The following is a 17,486-nucleotide window of genomic DNA, read 5'->3' on the forward strand; positions in this document are numbered from 1 at the left end:
CGCAAATATGACCGTATTGAGACCCTCCCTTCTAATGACGAGGACGCGGGACTTCCTGCCCCTGCTGCTGAACCTGCCGGCGGTGATCCTGCTCCTCGCCTTCATCGCCTATCCCATCGGCATCTCCTTCTGGATGAGCCTGCACCGGTACAACCTGCGGCGGCCCGACCAGGTGTATTTCCACGGCCTGGAGAACTACGCGACCATCCTGGCGAGCCCCGAGTTCTGGAACGCGCTGTGGATCTCGCTGTACTTCACCTTCATGGCCGTCCTCCTGGTCATCGCGACCGCCATGGCCATCGCCCTGCTGCTCCACGAGTCCTTCCGCGGCCGCGGCGTCGTGCGCGCCTTGCTGCTCATACCCTGGGCCATACCCGGTGTGGTGAACGGTCTCATGTGGGTGGGTCTGCTCGGGGACTACGGCGCCTTCAACGCCATGCTGGAGGACACGGTCGCCGCCGTCAACTACCTGTTTGGTATAAACATTGTATATACGGGCATGGCGTCGCCCTTCGTGGCGCTGAACGCCGCCATCGGCGCCCACGTGTGGCGGAGCGTGCCCTTCGCCTGCATCATTTTCCTGGCGGCCATCCAGGCCATTCCGACGGAACAGTACCGGGCCGCCCGGGTGGACGGCGCCACGTCGTGGAACCGCTTCCGGTTCATCACGCTGCCCTGGCTTTACCACGCCGTGCTCGTCGTCGCCATCTTCGAGACCATGAACGGCTTCCGGGCCTTCGACCTGATCTATGCGCTCACGGGCGGCGGGCCCGGCGACGCGACCCACGTCATCGCCTGGCAGACCTACAAGGAGGCCTTCGCCCGGCTCGATTTCGGCGGGGCCAACGCCTATTCCTACCTCATCACGCTGATTACCATGACCCTGGCCATCATCTACATCCGGCTGCTGTACCGCCGCGGACTCGTCCAGGGATAGGGGATTTGCCATGTGGCGACGCGCCTCGCTCTATATCTACGCTTTGGTGGCCGTGATCTACCTGACCCTGCCCTTCGCCTGGGTGGCGGCCGTCAGCTTCATGCCCGAACGGGAGGTGACGCAGCAGCGCTGGTGGCCCGAGGAGCCCACCATCGGGAACTACAGCCTCTATTTCGACGTGGAGGGACAGTCAGCGGACGTGGGCGCCGCCATCGCCCGGCAGTTTCCCCGGGCCATCGTCAACAGCCTGATCATCGGGACCGCGGTGATGCTCCTGAACCTGACCTGCGGTTCCCTGGCGGCCTACGCCCTGTCGCGCCTGCCGTTCCGGGGCAACCTGCTGCTCCTGCTGTTCTATCTGGGTTCGCGGAGCGTACCCGGCGTGGCCATCATGATCCCCATGTACCTGCTGATGCGGAGCTACGGACTCCTGGACACGCACCTGTCGGTGATCCTGTCCCACACGACCTTCACCCTGCCCTTCACCATCTGGATCCTGAAGGGCTATTTCCAGACCGTGCCTCTGGACCTGGAACGGGCCGCGCGGGTCGACGGCTGCACGCCGCTGGGCGCGCTGCTGCGGGTGTTCCTACCGGTAACGACCCCCGGGCTGGTCGCCGTGGGCATCTTCGCCTTCATTGCATCCTGGGGCGAGTTCCTCTTCGCCCTGCTCTTCACCACCACCATCGCCTCCCGGCCGGTGACGGTGCTGGCGTCGGATTTCGCCCAGGAACTGCAGGTGCCCTTCACCGTCATCGCCGCGGGCGGCGTGCTGGTCATCCTCCTGCCCCTGGTCCTGTCCTTCCTCTTCCAGCGGCTCATCATCCAGGGTATCGGCGGGTCGGTGACGGGGTAAGCGGGCGACTGAATAACTAGATGTCCGATGATCCCGCGGCCGGTTCATCGTTAGTTAAGGAGAAACTTCATTGGCTCGAGTCCGGTTGAACAACCTTACGAAGCACTTCGGCGACGTGGTGGCCGTGGACGACGTGACGCTCGACATCGCCGACCGCGAGTTCCTGACGCTTCTGGGCCCCTCGGGCTGCGGCAAGACCACCCTGCTCAACATGATCGCCGGCCTGGAATCGCCCACGGCGGGCGAGGTGTGGTTCGACGACCGGAACGTGACGGCCGTGCCGCCCGAGCGGCGGGACATCGCAATGGTATTCCAGACCTACGCCCTCTATCCCCACATGAGCGTCTTCGACAACGTGGCCTTCGGTCTCAAGATGCGCGGCGTACCGGCGGAGGATCGAAAAAGACTCGTGCTGGCGGCGTCAAAGACCATGGAGATCGAACACCTGCTGGACCGCAAGCCCCGGGCGCTGAGCGGCGGGCAGCGGCAGCGGGTCGCCCTGGCCCGCGCCATCGTCCGCGATCCGGGCGTGTTCCTCCTCGACGAACCGCTGTCCAACCTGGACGCGCAGCTTCGCGTGGTGATGCGCACGGAACTGAAGCGCCTCCACGGCGAGCTCGAAATGACCTTCGTCTATGTCACCCACGACCAGGCCGAATCGCTCATCCTCTCCGACCGTATCGTGGTCATGAAGGATGGGCAGATCCAGCAGATCGGCACCCCCGAGTCCATCTACGACAGCCCCGCCAACACATTCGTGGCGGGTTTCGTGGGGAGCCCGCCCATCAACCTGCTCAAGGGTACGCTGGAGCAGACGGCCGGTGGCGCCTGGCGGGTGGTCGGCGAGGGGTACACCTGCGGCGTGGCTAAGTCATTGGTCGAGCGGATGGAACCGCCGGAAGGGCGGGAGGTTTACCTGGGCGTTCGGGCGGAGGATATCGAGGTGGGCGAGGTGACGGCTGCGGAATCGACCGATGAGGCGCCGGTTGCGGCGACTGCGGTAGTAGCGGCGTCTGATTCCGAGTCGGACAACCCCGCGGCGAATGCCCGGGCCTCCGTGGTCGTGCGCGAACCCATGGGCAGCGACCTTTACCTTACGGTTGACGTCGGAGGTATCAACGTCAAAGTGCGCACCCGGCCGGACGTTCGTTTCGACCGGGGCGACAGCGTGGACCTCTCTTTCGACACTGAGAAGATTCACCTGTTCGACGGGGAGAGCGGGACGTCGTTGACACCTGTTATTTAAGTCAGGGAAGTCCGGCCAGGTGTTCTTGCGCACGTATTCTGATCCCGGTTTGAAATCACGAGGTTAAAATGACCGCAACATCACAGCGCGTATTGGTGGTACTGGCTTGGGCTTGTGCAGGTTGCTGGCTGATCTATTGCCTGATGCTCAGGAGCCAGTTGCCCGCTGACATGGCCATTAAGTTCAGCATGGACGGCGATCCGAACCTGTGGCTGGGGCGCGAGATGTTTATATTGATAACCGTCCTGTTGATCGCTGTCGATGCCGGAATTTTCCATCGCATGGTCAGCCAGGTCGGTGACGCATTAACTTCAGTGGTTGTTTATGTTTTCTTTCTGTTCTACGGGGGTGTGATCGGTGTATTCTGGGAGGTCCTGGCGTTTAATTTGAGTGATTCACCCATCCAATGGATGTGGATCGGTACATTCGCTGTCGTATCGGGTCTGATTACCCTGGTGGTCGATATGGCGGGGAGGATGTCAAAATGAGATTCGGGGCACCCTGGAGTACGTCTGTAAAAGTAACCACGATGCTGGTAGTCGTGACGATTGCCATCGTAGTGATTGTTGGAATTTCCCTTTGGGAGGATGTTAGATCCGGTTCAAGCGTCCTGATTGCCCTGTTTGCGATCGTAATTCCTGCGCTGACGCTCGTCGTGTCCGCATGCTGGATGATCCGGGGCTACACAGTCACAGGTGAAATGCTATTGGTTCTACGCCTGGGCTGGCAATCGAAGCTGGACCTGAAGGCACTGGAGTCCGTGGAGGCCGATCCGGAGGCGATGGCTCGCTCTCTCAGGACGTTCGGTAACGGCGGGTTGTTCTGCTTCTGCGGCCGTTTCAGGAACAAGCAACTAGGCGCCTATCGCGCATACGCGACCGACCCGAAGCGGTCCGTCGTTCTGAAGTTTCAGGACCAGACTGTCGTGGTCACGCCGGACAGGCCGGATGATTTCGTCGCCTGTATTAAAGACCGGACCGGGCTTTAAAATGCCACGTGTCCGAACATCGCTGCGGAGTTTTTCAGTGTGTACAAGAGGTCTGTAATGGACGGTATACAGGCTGCCAGAACTTTTATGAACGTTTACTTCCCAGACTGCATCTCGGTCGTACTATTCGGCAGCGTTGCGAGAGGCGAAGCGTCACCCCGTTCTGACCTGGATCTTCTCGTGCTCATGCCCCATGAGGTTCAACCATATCGCAGATCGTACGCCGAGTACGGATGGTTTATCGAAGTATGGGTCGTTTCCCGGCGGTATGCTGAGGCAACAGTACGCCGACCTGATCGTAACCAAAACCCGGTCGCATTAACTGCCTACGCCGAGGGGCTCGTTCTGAAGGACGAGCAGGATTTCGCCAAGTTACTCCGAGGAAAAGCCCGCGCGATCCTGAAAGAAGGGCCACCGCCACTGACAAACCAGGAGATCGATACGTACCGCTACGTGATTACAGACTGGCTGGACGATTTCGTGGATACGTCACAGTACGACCAGGCGATTTTGGTCGCCCACGACCTGACGGTGAAGGCAGCAGAATTCATGGTAGCCCTGCACGGCCATTGGATCGGAGAACGCCGATGGTTGTATCGGGCGCTTCAAGATATCGATCACCCGCTAGCAGGCCGGTTTCTGGAGCAACTTGTCGGATACTGCAAGACCGGGAAAAAGGACGGCCTGGCCTCACATATAGAAGCCGTTCTGGCGTTGGCCGGTGGCAGGTTATACGCGGGATTTCAACAGGCTTTGGATGATTGACCCATCCTCCCCCTATACGAACCCCACGCGGCATCCCCTCAATACTTCTGCTCATCCGGCGCGTTCGGCTGGCCCGGATGGGATCCGCCCGCGTTCTTGGCCGTGTTCCCGCCGTCCAGCGGCATCAGCGCCCCGGTGACCCAGCTTGAGGCGTCGGAGGCGAGGAAGATGGCCAGTCCCTGGATGTCTTCCGACTTGCCCAGGCGGCCGATGGGGATGCCCCGCAGGTAGGTGTCGCCAAGCTTGGCGTCGGCGTCGATGCGCTTGCGCAGGCCTTCATTCATGATCTGGGCGCATACGATGGCGTTGACGCGCACGCCCTTGCTGCTCCACTCCGTGCTCATCTCCCGCGTCATCTGGGCCACGCCACCCATGGCGATGCTGTAGGACATGTGGCCGCGGCCGAGGGCCGACAGTCCGGCGATGGACACGATGTTGATGATGCTGCCCCGTCCGCCCTCGATCATGCGCTTCGCGCCTTCCTGGCAACTGACGTACCTTCCGACGACCAGGGTGTTCAGGGTCTGGATGAGCCCGGCCTCGGTGATTTCCAGCGGCAGTTGGTTGATGCCGCCCTCCCCGGCGATATTGGCCAGCACGTCGATGCGTCCGTAGGTTTCGTCCAGCCGTGCGAACATCTTTCGGATCTGCGCCCCGTTGGAGACGTCGCATACCACCGGCTCCGCGCGCCGGCCCCGGCGTTCGATCTCCCGGACCGTATCCTGCATGCCTTCTTCATTGATATCGGCCAGCATGAGATCCGCGCCCGCTTCGGCATAGGCGATGGACGTCGCCCTGCCCATGCCGGCGGCCGCGCCGGAGACCAGGGCCACGCGTCCGCTCAGGTCGAATAATGGATGAGACATTGCCACTCCCCCTTTGCATTTGAGACTTCTACGGCTATATTATATGGGTCGTTGCGCCCATTTATCCAGTCGAAATTACGGCCAGCCATCTCGACGGACATTCGTATGCCTCCCTTCACTGTCGTCTCCGATTACGAGCCCCGGGGTGACCAACCCAGGGCGATCGAAGAACTCGTCCAGGGCGTGAACCGGGGGGACAGGCACCAGTGCCTCCTCGGCATTACGGGCAGCGGCAAGACCTACACCATGGCCCAGGTCATTGCCGAGTTGCAGAAACCCGCCCTGGTGATTTCGCCCAATAAGACCCTGGCCGCCCAGCTTTACGGCGAGTTCAAGGGGTTCTTCCCGAAAAACGCCGTCGAATACTTCATCAGCTACTACGACTACTACCAGCCGGAAGCGTACATGCCGGTGACGGATACCTATATCGAGAAGGATTCGTCGGTCAACGAGGATCTGGACAAGCTCCGTCTTCGGGCGACGAGCGCGCTGCTGGAACGGCGGGACGTGGTGATCGTCGCCTCGGTGTCCTCGATCTACAGCCTGGGGTCCCCCGACGAGTGGAAGGAGTTCATCCTTCTCGTGGACCGGGGCGAGGCATACGAGCGGGACATGATCATGCGCAAGCTGATCGACATGCACTACAACCGGAACGATTACGATTTCGCGCGGGGCACGTTCCGCGTGCGGGGGGACACCCTCGACATCCTGCCCGCGGACCAGGAGAAGGGCATCCGCATCGAGATGTTCGGCGACGAGGTCGACCGCATCACCGAATTCGATCCACTTACGGGCGAGGTGCTGGCCGAACGGGACCGCATCGCCGTGTACCCGGCCCGCCACTTCGTCACCACGGCGCCTCGCCTGGATCAGGCCATGAAGGCCATCGAGGAGGAACTGGACGAGCGGCTTCGGGTGCTGTACGACGAGAACAAGTTGCTCGAGGCCCAGCGACTGGAACAGCGCACGCGCTTCGACCTGGAGATGATGCGGGAGATCGGGTTCTGCGCCGGCATCGAGAACTACTCCATGCACCTGTCGGGGCGGTCCCCGGGCGAGCGTCCCTTCTGCCTCTTCGACTTCTTCCCCAATGATTTTCTGCTGGTCATCGACGAGTCCCACGTTTCCCTGCCCCAGCTCAGGGCCATGTACAACGGCGACCGGTCGCGGAAGACCACGCTGGTGGAGCACGGATTTCGGTTGCCGTCGGCGCTGGACAACCGGCCGCTGACCTTCGAGGAGTTCGAGACGATGGTCAACCAGGTGATCTACGTGTCGGCCACGCCGGCCGACTACGAGCTGAGCCAGTGCCAGGGCGTCGTGGTCGAACAGATCATCCGGCCCACGGGGCTGATGGACCCCGAGATCAGCGTGCAGCCCGTGGAAAACCAGATGGACGATCTCCTGACCCGGATCCGGGAGCGCGCGGACCGGCAGGAGCGGGTGCTCGTGACGACGCTGACCAAGCGGATGGCCGAGGACCTGACCGACTATCTCAGGCAGCTGAACGTGCGGGTGCGCTATCTCCATTCCACCATTGATTCCATCGAGCGCGTCGAGATCCTCCGCGACCTGCGCCTCGGCAAGTTCGACGTGCTCGTGGGCATCAACCTCCTCCGCGAGGGGCTCGACCTGCCCGAGGTCTCCCTGGTCGCCATCCTGGACGCGGACAAGGAGGGGTTCCTGCGGTCGGAACGCTCGCTCATCCAGACGGCGGGACGGGCGGCGCGGAACGTGCGCGGCGAGGTGATCTTCTACGCCGACAACATCACCGACTCCATGCGGCGGGCCATGGAGGAGACGAACCGGCGGCGGGTGCTGCAGCAGGAGTTCAACGAACTGAACGGAATCGAGCCCGAGACCGTGTACAAATCCATCGAGGAGATCATCAAGACCACGGCCGTGGCCGACGTGAAAGCGGTGGACGACGACATGCCGATCCTGAACACCATCGCGAAGATGGACCAGAGCACCGTTCTGGAGGAACTAAAGCACGCCATGTACGAGGCCGCCGCCAACCTGGAGTTCGAGAAGGCGGCCAGGCTGCGCGACGAGATCAACCGGCTGGAGTCCCAACCCACGAAATGAGGCGGGCCGTTGCCTGCCGGGTCGGTTCGCTCCCTCCCGGGCCGGCCGCGACCCGTCCACCTGCCCATGCTCCTACCTCTCCAGGCTGAAAGCCCGTCCTATGGCCGGCCCGTGATCACCTACGGGCTGCTCGCGGCCAACGTGGCCGTCTTCCTGTTCCAGTTCGTCCTGGGACCGGTGGGCGAACAGATCTTCATCTTCAAGACCGCGGCCATTCCCTTCGAACTGACCCATTTCGTCGACCGGAACGAGATACCCATTCCGGGCACCTCCCTGCTTTATCCGGACGCCCTCGTGCCCTTCCCCCTGACCCTTTTCACGGCCATGTTCGTCCACGGGGGGTTCATGCACCTCGCCGGCAACATGCTGTACCTATGGATCTTCGGCAACAGCGTGGAAAGCGCCATGGGGGCGGGCCGCTACCTGCTCTTCTACCTCCTGACCGGCCTGTGCGCCACCATGGTGCACGTGGTATCCGAGCCCGATTCCGCTATCCCGATGATCGGCGCCAGCGGGGCGATCGCGGGCATCCTGGGCGCCTATTTCATCCTGTATCCCAGGGCCTACATCAAGACCTTCGTCCTGCTGTTCATCTTCATCCAGATCATCCACGTGCCCGCCATCATCGTACTCGGGATCTGGTTCCTGCGGCAGATCCTGGGCATCGGCAGCGACGGCGTGGCCTGGTACGCCCATATCGGAGGATTCCTCGTCGGCATGGCTCTCGTGCGGCGCTTCCTGCAGCGGCGGCCCCGAACGATTCATATCCGTCCGGGGGGCGAGTGGTGAGCGGACCTGCGGCGGAAACACCCTTTCTCGACACGCTCGGGATTCGCCGGGGAGACGCCGTGGCCATTGTCGGAAGCGGCGGCAAGGCCACGCTGATGTACCGGCTGGCCGGCGAGGCCGTCGACCGGGGTTACGCCGTCATCACGACGTCCACCACGCACCTGCATCCGCCGACGTCGAGGCAGACGCGCGGGTTCTACGTGACCGACGAGACGCCGGAGTGGCTGGCGCTTGTACCCCCTGACCTGAAAACGTGCCGCCACGTGACCGTCCTGGGCGCCCGGCCCCGGCCCGACAAGCTCAAGGGGCTGGACGCGGAGGAATTGGCGAAGTTGCGGGAGGTCTGCGCGCCCGACTTGCTGCTCATCAAGGCCGACGGCGCCCGCGCCCGTCTGTTCAAGGCGCCCGGGGACCACGAGCCCGTGGTGCCGGCGGGGACGACACGGGGCGTGGTCGTCGCCACCCTGAGGGCCGTCGGCATCCCGCTGGACGAGCGGCAGGTGCACCGGCCGGAACGCGTGGGCCGTCTGACCGGGTTGGGGCAGGACGAGCCGGTAACGCCCGAGATCATCGCCGGCGTCGTGAGTCATCCAGAGGCGTACCGGCGGGCCTTTCCGGAATCCGTACCCCTTTCCCTGTACCTCTCCTGCACCGGCGACGGGGAAAGCCTGGACCTGGCCCGGCGAATCGTCGCGGCCGTGCCCGGCTCGGTATTCGAAGGTGTCTACTGCGGGGATATACAGCGGTCGAAGGCGGTGGTGTATCGGCTCGCATGACCTGGCGTGCGCGAGGCAGGTGCGGCCGTGTCCCCGCTGTCTCGTGCGACCCGCCATTCCGCTAAATCCGCGTTGACACTCGACGCCCGCCGTGGTACTTTCTTGCCACGTCCCGGGGCTTTCCGGATTCGGAGAAACGGAGCGCCGCAGCGAAGGTTACGCGGGATTACCAGGGAAATCAGAGGAACGCGATGAAGACGGGTATGCGCTTTTCGACACTGGTACTGTGTGCGGCCGTTTCGGCATGCACGGTCATCCTCGCCTGGGGCTGTGGCGGCGGCGATCCGGACCGGCGCGTCGTGACGGTCTATTCGCCCCACGGCAAGCCGATCCTGCCCGAGTTCGAGAAGCTCTTCGAGGCCGCTCATCCCGATGTGGACGTCCGCTGGCTCGACATGGGCTCGCAGGATGTGCTGGACCGGGTGCGTTCGGAGCGGTCCAATCCCCAGGGCGACGTCTGGTGGGGCGCGCCGGCGACCAATTTCATCCAGGCCGCCGACGAGGGCCTGCTGAGTCCCTACCGGCCGACCTGGGCGGACGCCCTTCTTCCCGAATTCAGGGACGAGGAAGATAGGTGGTACGGCACGGCGCAGTTGATCCCGGTCATCACCTTCAACAATCTCGAGCTGACGAAGGAGACGGCGCCCGGGGACTGGGACGAACTCCTCGATCCCCGGTGGCGGGACCTGATCGTGATCCGGTACCCGCTCGCGTCCGGCACGATGCGGACGGTCTACTCGGGGATGATCTGGCGCACGTACCGGGACACCCAGATCCCAGATGCGGGTTACGAGTGGCTCACGCGGCTCGATGCCAACACGAAGGACTACGCCGCCGATCCGAACATGATGTTCCAGAAGCTCGCCCGCAAGGAAGGGCTGGTGTCCATCTGGCTGATGAGCGACATCATGCTGCAGGTGGACCGGTACGGCTATCCCTTCGATTTCGTGGTGCCGAGGAGCGGCGCGCCCGTGCTGACCGACGGCATCGCGCTGATCGCCAACGGCAAGAACCCCGACGACGCCCGGCTTTTCTACGAATTCGTCACCAATGTGGACCACACCGTCCTGCAGGCCACGGAGTACTACCGGATCCCTACCCGGGGCGATATCCCGAAGGACCGCCTGCCCGCGTGGATGGCCGATCTCTCCGTCGCCCCCTTCGATATCGACTGGAAGGTCTTCTCCGAACAGTCCAGAACCTGGATGAAGTACTGGGACGACAATATCAAGGACCGGGGATAGCTCTATTCGCCCGCCGTTACGGCCCGTTTCGATCTAAGCCTTGTTCTGATCCGCGCCCCATTCTGATCTCCGCCCATGGCCCAGGTCACCCTCAATCGCCTCACCAAGCACTTCGATGACACCCCGGTCGTGAAGGGCATCAGCCTGACGGTGGCCGACGGCGAGTTCTTCAGTCTCCTCGGCCCGAGCGGATGCGGCAAGACGACCATACTCCGCATGATCGCCGGGTTCATCTTCCCCACCTCCGGCACCGTGCTCTTCGACGACCAGGACGTCACCCACGTACCCGCCAACCGGCGGAACACCGGGATGGTGTTTCAGAACTACGCCCTCTTCCCCCACATGACCATATTCGAGAACGTGGCCTTCGGCCTGCGCACTCGGAAGGTGGCTGCGGCCGAGGCTTCGGATCGCGTGGCGCGGGCTCTCGACCTGGTGGGACTGGCCGGCTTGGAACAGCGCCCCGTACCCCAGTTGTCCGGCGGACAGCAGCAGCGAGTGGCCCTCGCGCGGGCCGTGGTCATCGAACCCGACCTGCTGCTGCTCGACGAGCCGCTGTCCAACCTGGACGCCAAGCTGCGGGAAGAGACCCGGGACCAGATCCGGGAACTGCAGACCAAGCTGGGCATCACGGCCGTCTACGTCACCCACGACCAGGAGGAGGCGCTGGCCGTTTCCGATCGGATCGCGGTGATGGAGGAGGGCGAGTGCCGGCAGCTGGACCGCCCCGACGCGATCTACCGCAGGCCGGCCAACCGGTTCGTGGCCGCCTTCATGGGCAACATGAACCTCTGGGAAGGCGTGCTGGAGAAGGACGGGGAAAGGACGGTTTTCCGGCACGCGAGCGGACTGGCCGTCACCTTGTCCGCGACGCTCTCGACGTCTTCGCCGGCCGAGGCCGACACCGCGCCGGCCGATGACGCGCCGGCCGGTCCCGAAGGCCCCGTTTTCCTGGCCCTGCATCCCCAGGCCGTGCGGTTGACCGACGAGGATACGGAAGACACGGTGGACGGCGTCGTGACCACCCGGCGTTTCAAGGGCGCGACGGTCGAGTTCACCGTCGATGCCGGGGGCGTTTCCATCCAGGTCGTGGAGAACGCGGAAGGCCCGATGGCCGGGTGTCAACCCGGCGATGCCGTGCGCGTCCGCACCCCCGGCGACCAGGCGGTCATCCTGAGGGATTGAACCGGACCATGAACCTGTACGCCGTCCTCCGGCAACCCCGAGTCCTCGTCTTCATCCTGCTGGGATTCATCCTGCTCGGCTACATCGTCTATCCCGCCGCGCTCGTACTGTGGGAGAGCCTGTTCCGGGACGGACAGTTCGGCTTCGGCAACTACGGGGAGTTCTTCGATCCGGACAGTCCGTCCTACATGGAAGGCCTCTTCAACAGCGTCATGGTCTCCGTGGGCAGCGTGCTGCTCTCGGCCCTCATCGGCGTCCCCCTGGCCCTCATCTTCACCCACTACGAGTTTCCCGGGCGGTCCGTGTTTTCCGCGCTGGCCATCCTGCCCATCGTCCTCCCGCCCCTGGTGGGCGTGCTCGCATTCCTGTTTCTCTACAGCGAAAGCGGCATGGTCCCGCGCCTCATCCAGGCAGCCCTGGGACTGGAGCGGCCACCCTTTTCGCTGAACGGGGTGTGGGCCGTGCTGCTCGTGCACGGTTACACCATGTACGTCTTCTTCTACCTCTTCACTTCGGCAGCGCTCCGGGGCATCGATCCCGCGGTCATGGAGGCTGCCCGCAACCTGGGCGCGTCGTCCTGGTTCAGCTTCCGGACCGTCACCCTGCCCCTGCTCACGCCCGCCATGGTGGGCGCGACGCTCCTGGTCTTCATGACGTCCATGAACTCCTTCAGCGCACCCTTCATCTTCGCGGGTGGATTCCGTTTCCTGAGCCTCAACATCTACACGTCCAAGCTGAACGGCGACATGGCCATGGCCGTCACGCAGACCGTGGTCCTCTCCGCCTTCTCCATCGCCTTCCTGTTCTGGATGCGCCGGTACGAGGGGCGGCGGCAGTACGCCATGAGCACCAAGGGCACGGCGAACGTCCGGCGCGAAATCCGGGGCCGCTGGGCGCGCCTGCTCGCGGGCGCCGCCGGCATCGTCATGGTGGTGGTACTCCTGCTGCCCCACCTGACCATCCTCCTGCTGTCCTTCGTCCAGGACGGCACGTGGACCCACCAGATCCTGCCCCAGGTATATACATCGGACAACTACGGCCGGCTCTTCCAGGATCCCACCTTCTGGGAACCGATCCGGAACAGCCTGAACATGGCGGTGGTTTCCACGGCGGCCGACGTGGCGATCGGCGTCACCGCGGCCAACCTGGTCGTCAAGGGCACGTTCCGGGGGCGCAAGCTGCTCGATGCCCTCGTGATGGTGCCGTGGGCCCTGCCCGGCACGGTGGTGGCCATCAACCTGATCGTCGCGTTCAGCCAGGGCACGCCCTTCAGCTTCGGACAGGTGCTGGTGGGTTCATTCTGGCTGCTGCCCATCGCGTACTTCGTCCGCCACCTGCCCATCGTGTTCCGGGCGTCCTCGGCGGCCTTCAGACAACTGGACGACTCCCTGGAGGAGGCGGCGCGCAACCTGGGGGCGGGGTGGTTCTACGCCTTCCGCCGGGTCACGCTGCCCCTCATCGGCCCGGGCGTGCTCGCCGGTACGCTGCTGGCCTTCGTCACCGCCCTGGGTGAATTCGTGGCCTCCATCCTGCTCTACGTCTACGACAACCGGCCCATCGCCATGGAGATCCTATCCCACCTGCGCCAGTTCAACATCGGCAGCGCCGCGGCCTACGCCGTCCTGCTCCTGCTCCTCGTGTCCGTCGTGCTGCTGGGTTCCAACTACTTCTCACGCGGCACGGCACAGCGAAGCCTGTCATAGACCCGCGGATGCAAGCGTCTCCCTCCACCCAGGCCACCCGGAGTCCTACGTAACCCGTGCTCAAGCGTTCCGACTACTTCCTCTTCACTTCCGCTTTCGTCATGGACTTCTGCACGGGCCTGGTGTCCTTCGCCGTGCCCCTCCGGGCCCTCGACATGGGCGCTTCCGTGGTGGAACTCGGGTTCATAGGCACGGCGGGCTCCCTCAGCTTCACCCTGGCCTGCACCTTCACGGGCAAACTGGCCGACCGCTTCGACCGGCGCCGGATCCTGGCCATCGCCGCCGGGTTGACCGCGCTGGTGTTCGGCATGCTCTTTCTGGCGGTGAACTACTGGATGCTGCTCGCGGGCACGGCCATGGGCTGGGGGCTGCTGGCCCTCTTCTGGCCGTCGGTGCAGGCGATGCTGGCCGAGGGCCGCAGCCGGACCCAGCTGGTCAAGACCCTCGGCACGTTCAACATGTTCTGGACCATGGGATTCATGCTGGGCCCTTTGGCGGGGGGCTATCTCTACCTCGTGGGTCCGACAGTGCCCTTTGCCACCGGCACGATCGGCATGGTCGTGCTCACGGTGGCGATCACGTTTCTGCGCTTCCGGTCCGTCACAACGCAGGTTGAGGATCCGGCAGAGGAGGCACAGGGACGCACGCGCGAGGACACGGCGCGCTTCCGCTGGATCGCCTGGACGGCCAATTTCACGGCATTCTTCATGATCGGCATGCTCAACAACCAGTTTCCCAAGCTCGCTACCGAACTTTTCATCCGGCCCGATACGCTCGGCATTCTGCTCGCCATCCCGCGGCTCCTGCAGATGTCGGTCTTCCTCATCGCGCGGTACACGACGTGGTGGCAGTTCCGCCTCAGGCCCCTCGTCATACCCCAGATCGCCGCCGTAGCCGGCATGATCGTCGTCGCGACGCAGGATGCCACCGTGGTACTGGCCTTCGCCTTCGGGACTGTCGGGTTGCTGGTCGGCGCCGCCTTTTCGGCCAGCCAGTTCTATTCCTTCTTCCAGGAGGAACGCAAAGGGGAAAAAGGCGCGCGCAACGAGATGATCGTCGGCATGGGCATGGTTTCGGGACCCCTGGTCGGCGGCCTGCTGGCGCAGCTCATCGGACTGCGCATGCCCTACGTACTGTGCTGCATCGTGCTGATCGCGGGAATGATCGTCGAGTACCGGTGGTACCGGAAGCGGAAATAGGGATAGGGATCAGGGGCTTGGGATCGGGGACTGAGGATAGCTCGAACGCCGCAATTGTGGTCCCAATAAAAAGATGCCGAGATGTCTTCGCTCAAATCTGACTAATCCGTAAACAGTCCGATTTACCGCATTCAACCGATGCAGGAGACGCCGTGTCCTATTATCCCATTGATACCCACGCCACGGTCCGCGAATTCGAAGCGGCGGGCATCGAGACGAGGCAGGCGGAAGCCATCGTCAAGGCGATGTCGTGGAGCCGCAACGACCTGGTGACGAAGACGGATCTTTCTGGATTCGCGACCAAAGAGGATCTGGCCGGGTTCGCGACGAAGCAAGACCTGGAGCGATTCGCAACCAAGGAAGATCTGACCGGGTTCGCGACGAAGCAAGACCTGGAGCGATTCGCAACCAAGGAGGATCTGGAGGGACTTAAAACGCGTCTGGATTCTTTAAGTGCGAAGATGGAGCGATTCGCGACCAAAGAGGATCTGGCCGGGTTCGCCACCAAGGAAGACCTGGAGCGATTCGCGACGAAGGAAGACTTTGAACTGTGCGCCACGAAAGAGGACCTGGAACGATACGCCACGAAGGAGGATCTGGTTGTTTTAAGAGCCGAGATGGCTGCGATGAAGTCGGACTTGGAAAAGCAGATCAGCGGCGCTGTCAACAAGATGATGGTATGTATGATCACCATGTCCGCGCTGATCGTCGGTATGATGAAATACCTTTGACCACTGAAGGGCACACAGGGCACATGGGGCAATACAACGATTAAAACGCCGGTTATCCTTCGGCGATCCGCTTGATCTCGTCCAGTCCCTTGGGCCAGGTCTCGTTGAAGTACTCCACGTAGTCGTTAAACGTGTCCGTTTCAACGGTCAGGTGGGTGCCGCCTTCCACGTCCTTCAGCGTGTAGTTCTCGAACGCCGGCGTCCATGCTTTCACCTCGTCGCTTTCCGTGTCCTCCACGCCATTGACGATATACCCGAGATGCCGAATGGACATGAATTCGTGGGGCCGGTTTACGTCGATCATGCTGATCATGCCGTCGCTGCCCGCGTTCAGGAACCGTATTTCACTGCCTTCGCTCCAGTCTCCGACAAAGTAGGAACCCTCGGCAAACAAGCTCGTCCACTTCCGAAATGACTCGTCCTCGAACAGGGCCTGCCACACCCGGTCCCTCGGAGCGTTTATTGTAATCGAGTAGCTGAGTTTCTCGGTGGCGTTCTGTTCTGACATCGCTTTACCCCTTCTCCAGGTCTGTTTCTCTAGTGTTGTTTGCTTTCCAGGTCTGTTTTCGTCAATCACTTCGCGCTTCGTCTTGCGTCATGGGCATTATCCTCCACCAACCGCCGCCTGTTCGACCACCTCCGTCAGGCGCGCCAGTGCCTTTTCCAATCGCTGAACACACGCCTCTTTCCCCAGGGCGGCGATCAAATGGAACAGGGACGGTCCGGCCATTTCCCCGGTTAGCGCCACGCGGCAGGGATGGATGAACTGGGCTGCCTTCAGTCCTTCCCGTTCCGACAGGTTCCGGACGACCTCCTCCACCGCTTCCGTGTCGAATTCAGCAAGCGCGGCGAATTCGTCGCGAAGCCAGCCGATCCGCGTAACCACGCAATCCGGATCTTTCGACCAGTGCTTCCGGACGGCCTTTGGATTGTAGTCGAAGTCGTCCGTGAAGAAGAACCTGCCCTGGACCGCGAATTCGGCCAGCGTGCGGCACCGTTCCCGCAGCAGGCCGATGACCTCCATCGCGTAGGCGTGGTCTACGGGCCGTCCGTCCGAATCTACATCGGTCTGTCCGCCCGGCTCTCCCTCGCCGATGAGACCCGCGCGTACCAGGAACGGCTTCGCCAGCGTCCACAGCTCCTCGTTGGACAGGGCCATGATGTGCTGGCCGTTGAGCCACTCGAACTTGCGCAGGTCGAAGACGGTGTCCCGCTTGTGGACCTGGTCCAGGGAGAACCGCTCCATGAGCTCGGCGCGGGTGAAGAACTCCTGGTCGTCGCCGGTCTGCCACCCGAGCAGCGAGAGGAAGTTGACCACGGCGTCGGACAGGTAGCCGGCGTCGCGGTATTCGGAGACGGACACGGCGCCGTGGCGTTTCGACAGCTTCTTCTTGTCCTCTCCCAGGATGCTGGGCAGATGAGCGAACTCGGGAAGTTCGGCGCCCAGAGCATGGAACAAGTGGATATGCTTGGTGGTGTTGGTGACGTGATCGATGCCGCGGATGACGTGTGACACGTTCATGTCCACGTCGTCGGCCACCACGGCCAGGTGGTACAGGGGCGTGCCGTTGGACCGCACGATGACGAAATCGTCGATGGTCTCGTTCTCCACCGCAATCTCGCCCAGAATCCGGTCCTGGAATACGGTTTTCCCTTCGGGGATCTTGAGACGGATGACTGGTTTGCGGCCGTCGGCCTCCAGGGCTTGCGCCTCGCCATCGGTAATGTCCGCATAGCGGCGGTCGTTCCGCCAGGACCGGCCCTCCGCGAGGGCTTCCTTCTTTTTGGCGTCCAGCTCTTCGGGCAGATAGTAGCACCGGTAGGCTTGGCCGCTTTCGACCAGTGCCCGGGCCCGGTCGACGTGCCGGTCGAACCGGCGGGACTGGTAGACCACCTCTTCGTCCCAGTCCATGCCCATCCACTCCAGCACCTCGAAAATGGCATCTACCCACTCGGGCCGGGAGCGGGCGGTGTCGGTGTCTTCGATGCGAAGGAGGAATCGGCCCTCCTCCCTGCGGGCGAAAAGCCAGTTGAACAGGCCCGTGTGGGCGCTGCCGATGTGGAGCAGCCCGGTGGGACTGGGAGCGAAGCGAACGCGTACGGTCCGGGACAT

General features: G+C 63.0%; 17 protein-coding genes. 14 read left to right on the forward strand and 3 right to left on the reverse strand.

From position 1 onward, the window contains the following. The first annotated feature begins 7 nt into the window (after positions 1-7). From F4Y38_06965 to F4Y38_06990, 6 genes are all read left to right on the forward strand, one after another. Entirely contained in the window at positions 8-937 is a 930-nt protein-coding gene (locus F4Y38_06965; GenBank protein MXY49031.1) for a sugar ABC transporter permease, read from the forward strand. Positions 938-947: 10 nt separating this feature from the next. After that, positions 948-1,793 (forward strand): carbohydrate ABC transporter permease, encoded by an 846-nt coding sequence (locus tag F4Y38_06970; protein MXY49032.1) that lies wholly within the window; start codon positions 948-950, stop codon positions 1,791-1,793. Positions 1,794-1,863: 70 nt separating this feature from the next. Next, positions 1,864-3,039 (forward strand): ABC transporter ATP-binding protein, encoded by a 1,176-nt coding sequence (locus F4Y38_06975; GenBank protein MXY49033.1) that lies wholly within the window; start codon positions 1,864-1,866, stop codon positions 3,037-3,039. A 68-nt stretch (positions 3,040-3,107) separates the two neighbouring features. Further along, complete coding sequence (locus tag F4Y38_06980; GenBank protein ID MXY49034.1) at positions 3,108-3,527, forward strand: hypothetical protein; 420 nt, start codon at positions 3,108-3,110, stop codon at positions 3,525-3,527. After that, on the forward strand, positions 3,446-4,027 hold the full coding sequence (locus F4Y38_06985; GenBank protein MXY49035.1) for a hypothetical protein: 582 nt from the start codon (positions 3,446-3,448) through the stop codon (positions 4,025-4,027). Before F4Y38_06980 ends, F4Y38_06985 begins: the two co-directional genes overlap by 82 nt. Before the next feature lie 57 nt (positions 4,028-4,084). Continuing rightward, a complete protein-coding gene (locus F4Y38_06990) occupies positions 4,085-4,792 on the forward strand; it encodes a hypothetical protein (GenBank protein ID MXY49036.1) in 708 nt (235 codons plus the stop codon). Between the two features lie 38 nt (positions 4,793-4,830). Here F4Y38_06990 and F4Y38_06995 read toward each other — a convergent pair whose 3' ends face one another. Then, the gene (locus F4Y38_06995) at positions 4,831-5,658 is read right to left on the reverse strand and encodes an SDR family oxidoreductase (protein MXY49037.1); all 828 of its coding nucleotides are present in this window, start codon (positions 5,656-5,658) and stop codon (positions 4,831-4,833) included. 105 nt (positions 5,659-5,763) lie between these two features. Between F4Y38_06995 and uvrB the strand changes: the two genes are divergently transcribed. The 8 genes from uvrB (at position 5,764) to F4Y38_07035 (ending at position 15,373) form a co-directional block, all read left to right on the forward strand. Continuing rightward, entirely contained in the window at positions 5,764-7,746 is a 1,983-nt protein-coding gene (uvrB, locus tag F4Y38_07000; protein ID MXY49038.1) for an excinuclease ABC subunit UvrB, read from the forward strand. Between the two features lie 66 nt (positions 7,747-7,812). Next, positions 7,813-8,535 (forward strand): rhomboid family intramembrane serine protease, encoded by a 723-nt coding sequence (locus F4Y38_07005; GenBank protein MXY49039.1) that lies wholly within the window; start codon positions 7,813-7,815, stop codon positions 8,533-8,535. Beyond that, a complete protein-coding gene (yqeC, locus tag F4Y38_07010) occupies positions 8,529-9,311 on the forward strand; it encodes a putative selenium-dependent hydroxylase accessory protein YqeC (protein MXY49040.1) in 783 nt (260 codons plus the stop codon). Before F4Y38_07005 ends, yqeC begins: the two co-directional genes overlap by 7 nt. A 191-nt stretch (positions 9,312-9,502) precedes the next feature. Beyond that, positions 9,503-10,555 (forward strand): extracellular solute-binding protein, encoded by a 1,053-nt coding sequence (locus tag F4Y38_07015; protein MXY49041.1) that lies wholly within the window; start codon positions 9,503-9,505, stop codon positions 10,553-10,555. 75 nt (positions 10,556-10,630) lie between these two features. Next, positions 10,631-11,740, forward strand: coding sequence for an ABC transporter ATP-binding protein (locus F4Y38_07020; protein ID MXY49042.1), 1,110 nt, complete (start codon positions 10,631-10,633; stop codon positions 11,738-11,740). Between the two features lie 8 nt (positions 11,741-11,748). Further along, entirely contained in the window at positions 11,749-13,443 is a 1,695-nt protein-coding gene (locus F4Y38_07025; GenBank protein ID MXY49043.1) for an iron ABC transporter permease, read from the forward strand. A gap of 56 nt (positions 13,444-13,499) precedes the next feature. Next, positions 13,500-14,642, forward strand: coding sequence for an MFS transporter (locus F4Y38_07030; GenBank protein MXY49044.1), 1,143 nt, complete (start codon positions 13,500-13,502; stop codon positions 14,640-14,642). A 167-nt stretch (positions 14,643-14,809) separates the two neighbouring features. Then, a complete protein-coding gene (locus F4Y38_07035; protein MXY49045.1) occupies positions 14,810-15,373 on the forward strand; it encodes a DUF1640 domain-containing protein in 564 nt (187 codons plus the stop codon). Between the two features lie 52 nt (positions 15,374-15,425). Here F4Y38_07035 and F4Y38_07040 read toward each other — a convergent pair whose 3' ends face one another. Together F4Y38_07040 and F4Y38_07045 are read right to left on the reverse strand one after the other, a co-directional pair. Beyond that, complete coding sequence (locus tag F4Y38_07040; protein MXY49046.1) at positions 15,426-15,881, reverse strand: SRPBCC domain-containing protein; 456 nt, start codon at positions 15,879-15,881, stop codon at positions 15,426-15,428. A gap of 96 nt (positions 15,882-15,977) precedes the next feature. Continuing rightward, positions 15,978-17,486, reverse strand: a complete 1,509-nt coding sequence (locus F4Y38_07045) for a glutamate--tRNA ligase (GenBank protein ID MXY49047.1) — start codon at positions 17,484-17,486, stop codon at positions 15,978-15,980.

The sequence above is a fragment of the Gemmatimonadota bacterium genome, from assembly GCA_009838645.1.
GTDB lineage: Bacteria > JAAXHH01 > JAAXHH01 > JAAXHH01 > JAAXHH01 > JAAXHH01.

What these genes read in the sequence shown, in the direction of transcription:
- F4Y38_07025 (MXY49043.1), top strand. Translation starts at nt 11,749, where the DNA reads ATGAACCTGTACGCCGTCCTCCGGCAACCCCGAGTCCTCGTCTTCATC.
- F4Y38_06985 (MXY49035.1), top strand. Translation starts at nt 3,446, where the DNA reads ATGGATGTGGATCGGTACATTCGCTGTCGTATCGGGTCTGATTACCCT.
- F4Y38_06995 (MXY49037.1), bottom strand. Translation starts at nt 5,658, where the DNA reads ATGTCTCATCCATTATTCGACCTGAGCGGACGCGTGGCCCTGGTCTCC.
- F4Y38_06980 (MXY49034.1), top strand. Translation starts at nt 3,108, where the DNA reads ATGACCGCAACATCACAGCGCGTATTGGTGGTACTGGCTTGGGCTTGT.
- uvrB (MXY49038.1), top strand. Translation starts at nt 5,764, where the DNA reads ATGCCTCCCTTCACTGTCGTCTCCGATTACGAGCCCCGGGGTGACCAA.
- F4Y38_07045 (MXY49047.1), bottom strand. Translation starts at nt 17,486, where the DNA reads ATGTCCCGGACCGTACGCGTTCGCTTCGCTCCCAGTCCCACCGGGCTG.
- F4Y38_06970 (MXY49032.1), top strand. Translation starts at nt 948, where the DNA reads ATGTGGCGACGCGCCTCGCTCTATATCTACGCTTTGGTGGCCGTGATC.
- F4Y38_07020 (MXY49042.1), top strand. Translation starts at nt 10,631, where the DNA reads ATGGCCCAGGTCACCCTCAATCGCCTCACCAAGCACTTCGATGACACC.
- F4Y38_06990 (MXY49036.1), top strand. Translation starts at nt 4,085, where the DNA reads ATGGACGGTATACAGGCTGCCAGAACTTTTATGAACGTTTACTTCCCA.
- F4Y38_06965 (MXY49031.1), top strand. Translation starts at nt 8, where the DNA reads ATGACCGTATTGAGACCCTCCCTTCTAATGACGAGGACGCGGGACTTC.
- F4Y38_07005 (MXY49039.1), top strand. Translation starts at nt 7,813, where the DNA reads ATGCTCCTACCTCTCCAGGCTGAAAGCCCGTCCTATGGCCGGCCCGTG.
- F4Y38_07040 (MXY49046.1), bottom strand. Translation starts at nt 15,881, where the DNA reads ATGTCAGAACAGAACGCCACCGAGAAACTCAGCTACTCGATTACAATA.
- F4Y38_07015 (MXY49041.1), top strand. Translation starts at nt 9,503, where the DNA reads ATGAAGACGGGTATGCGCTTTTCGACACTGGTACTGTGTGCGGCCGTT.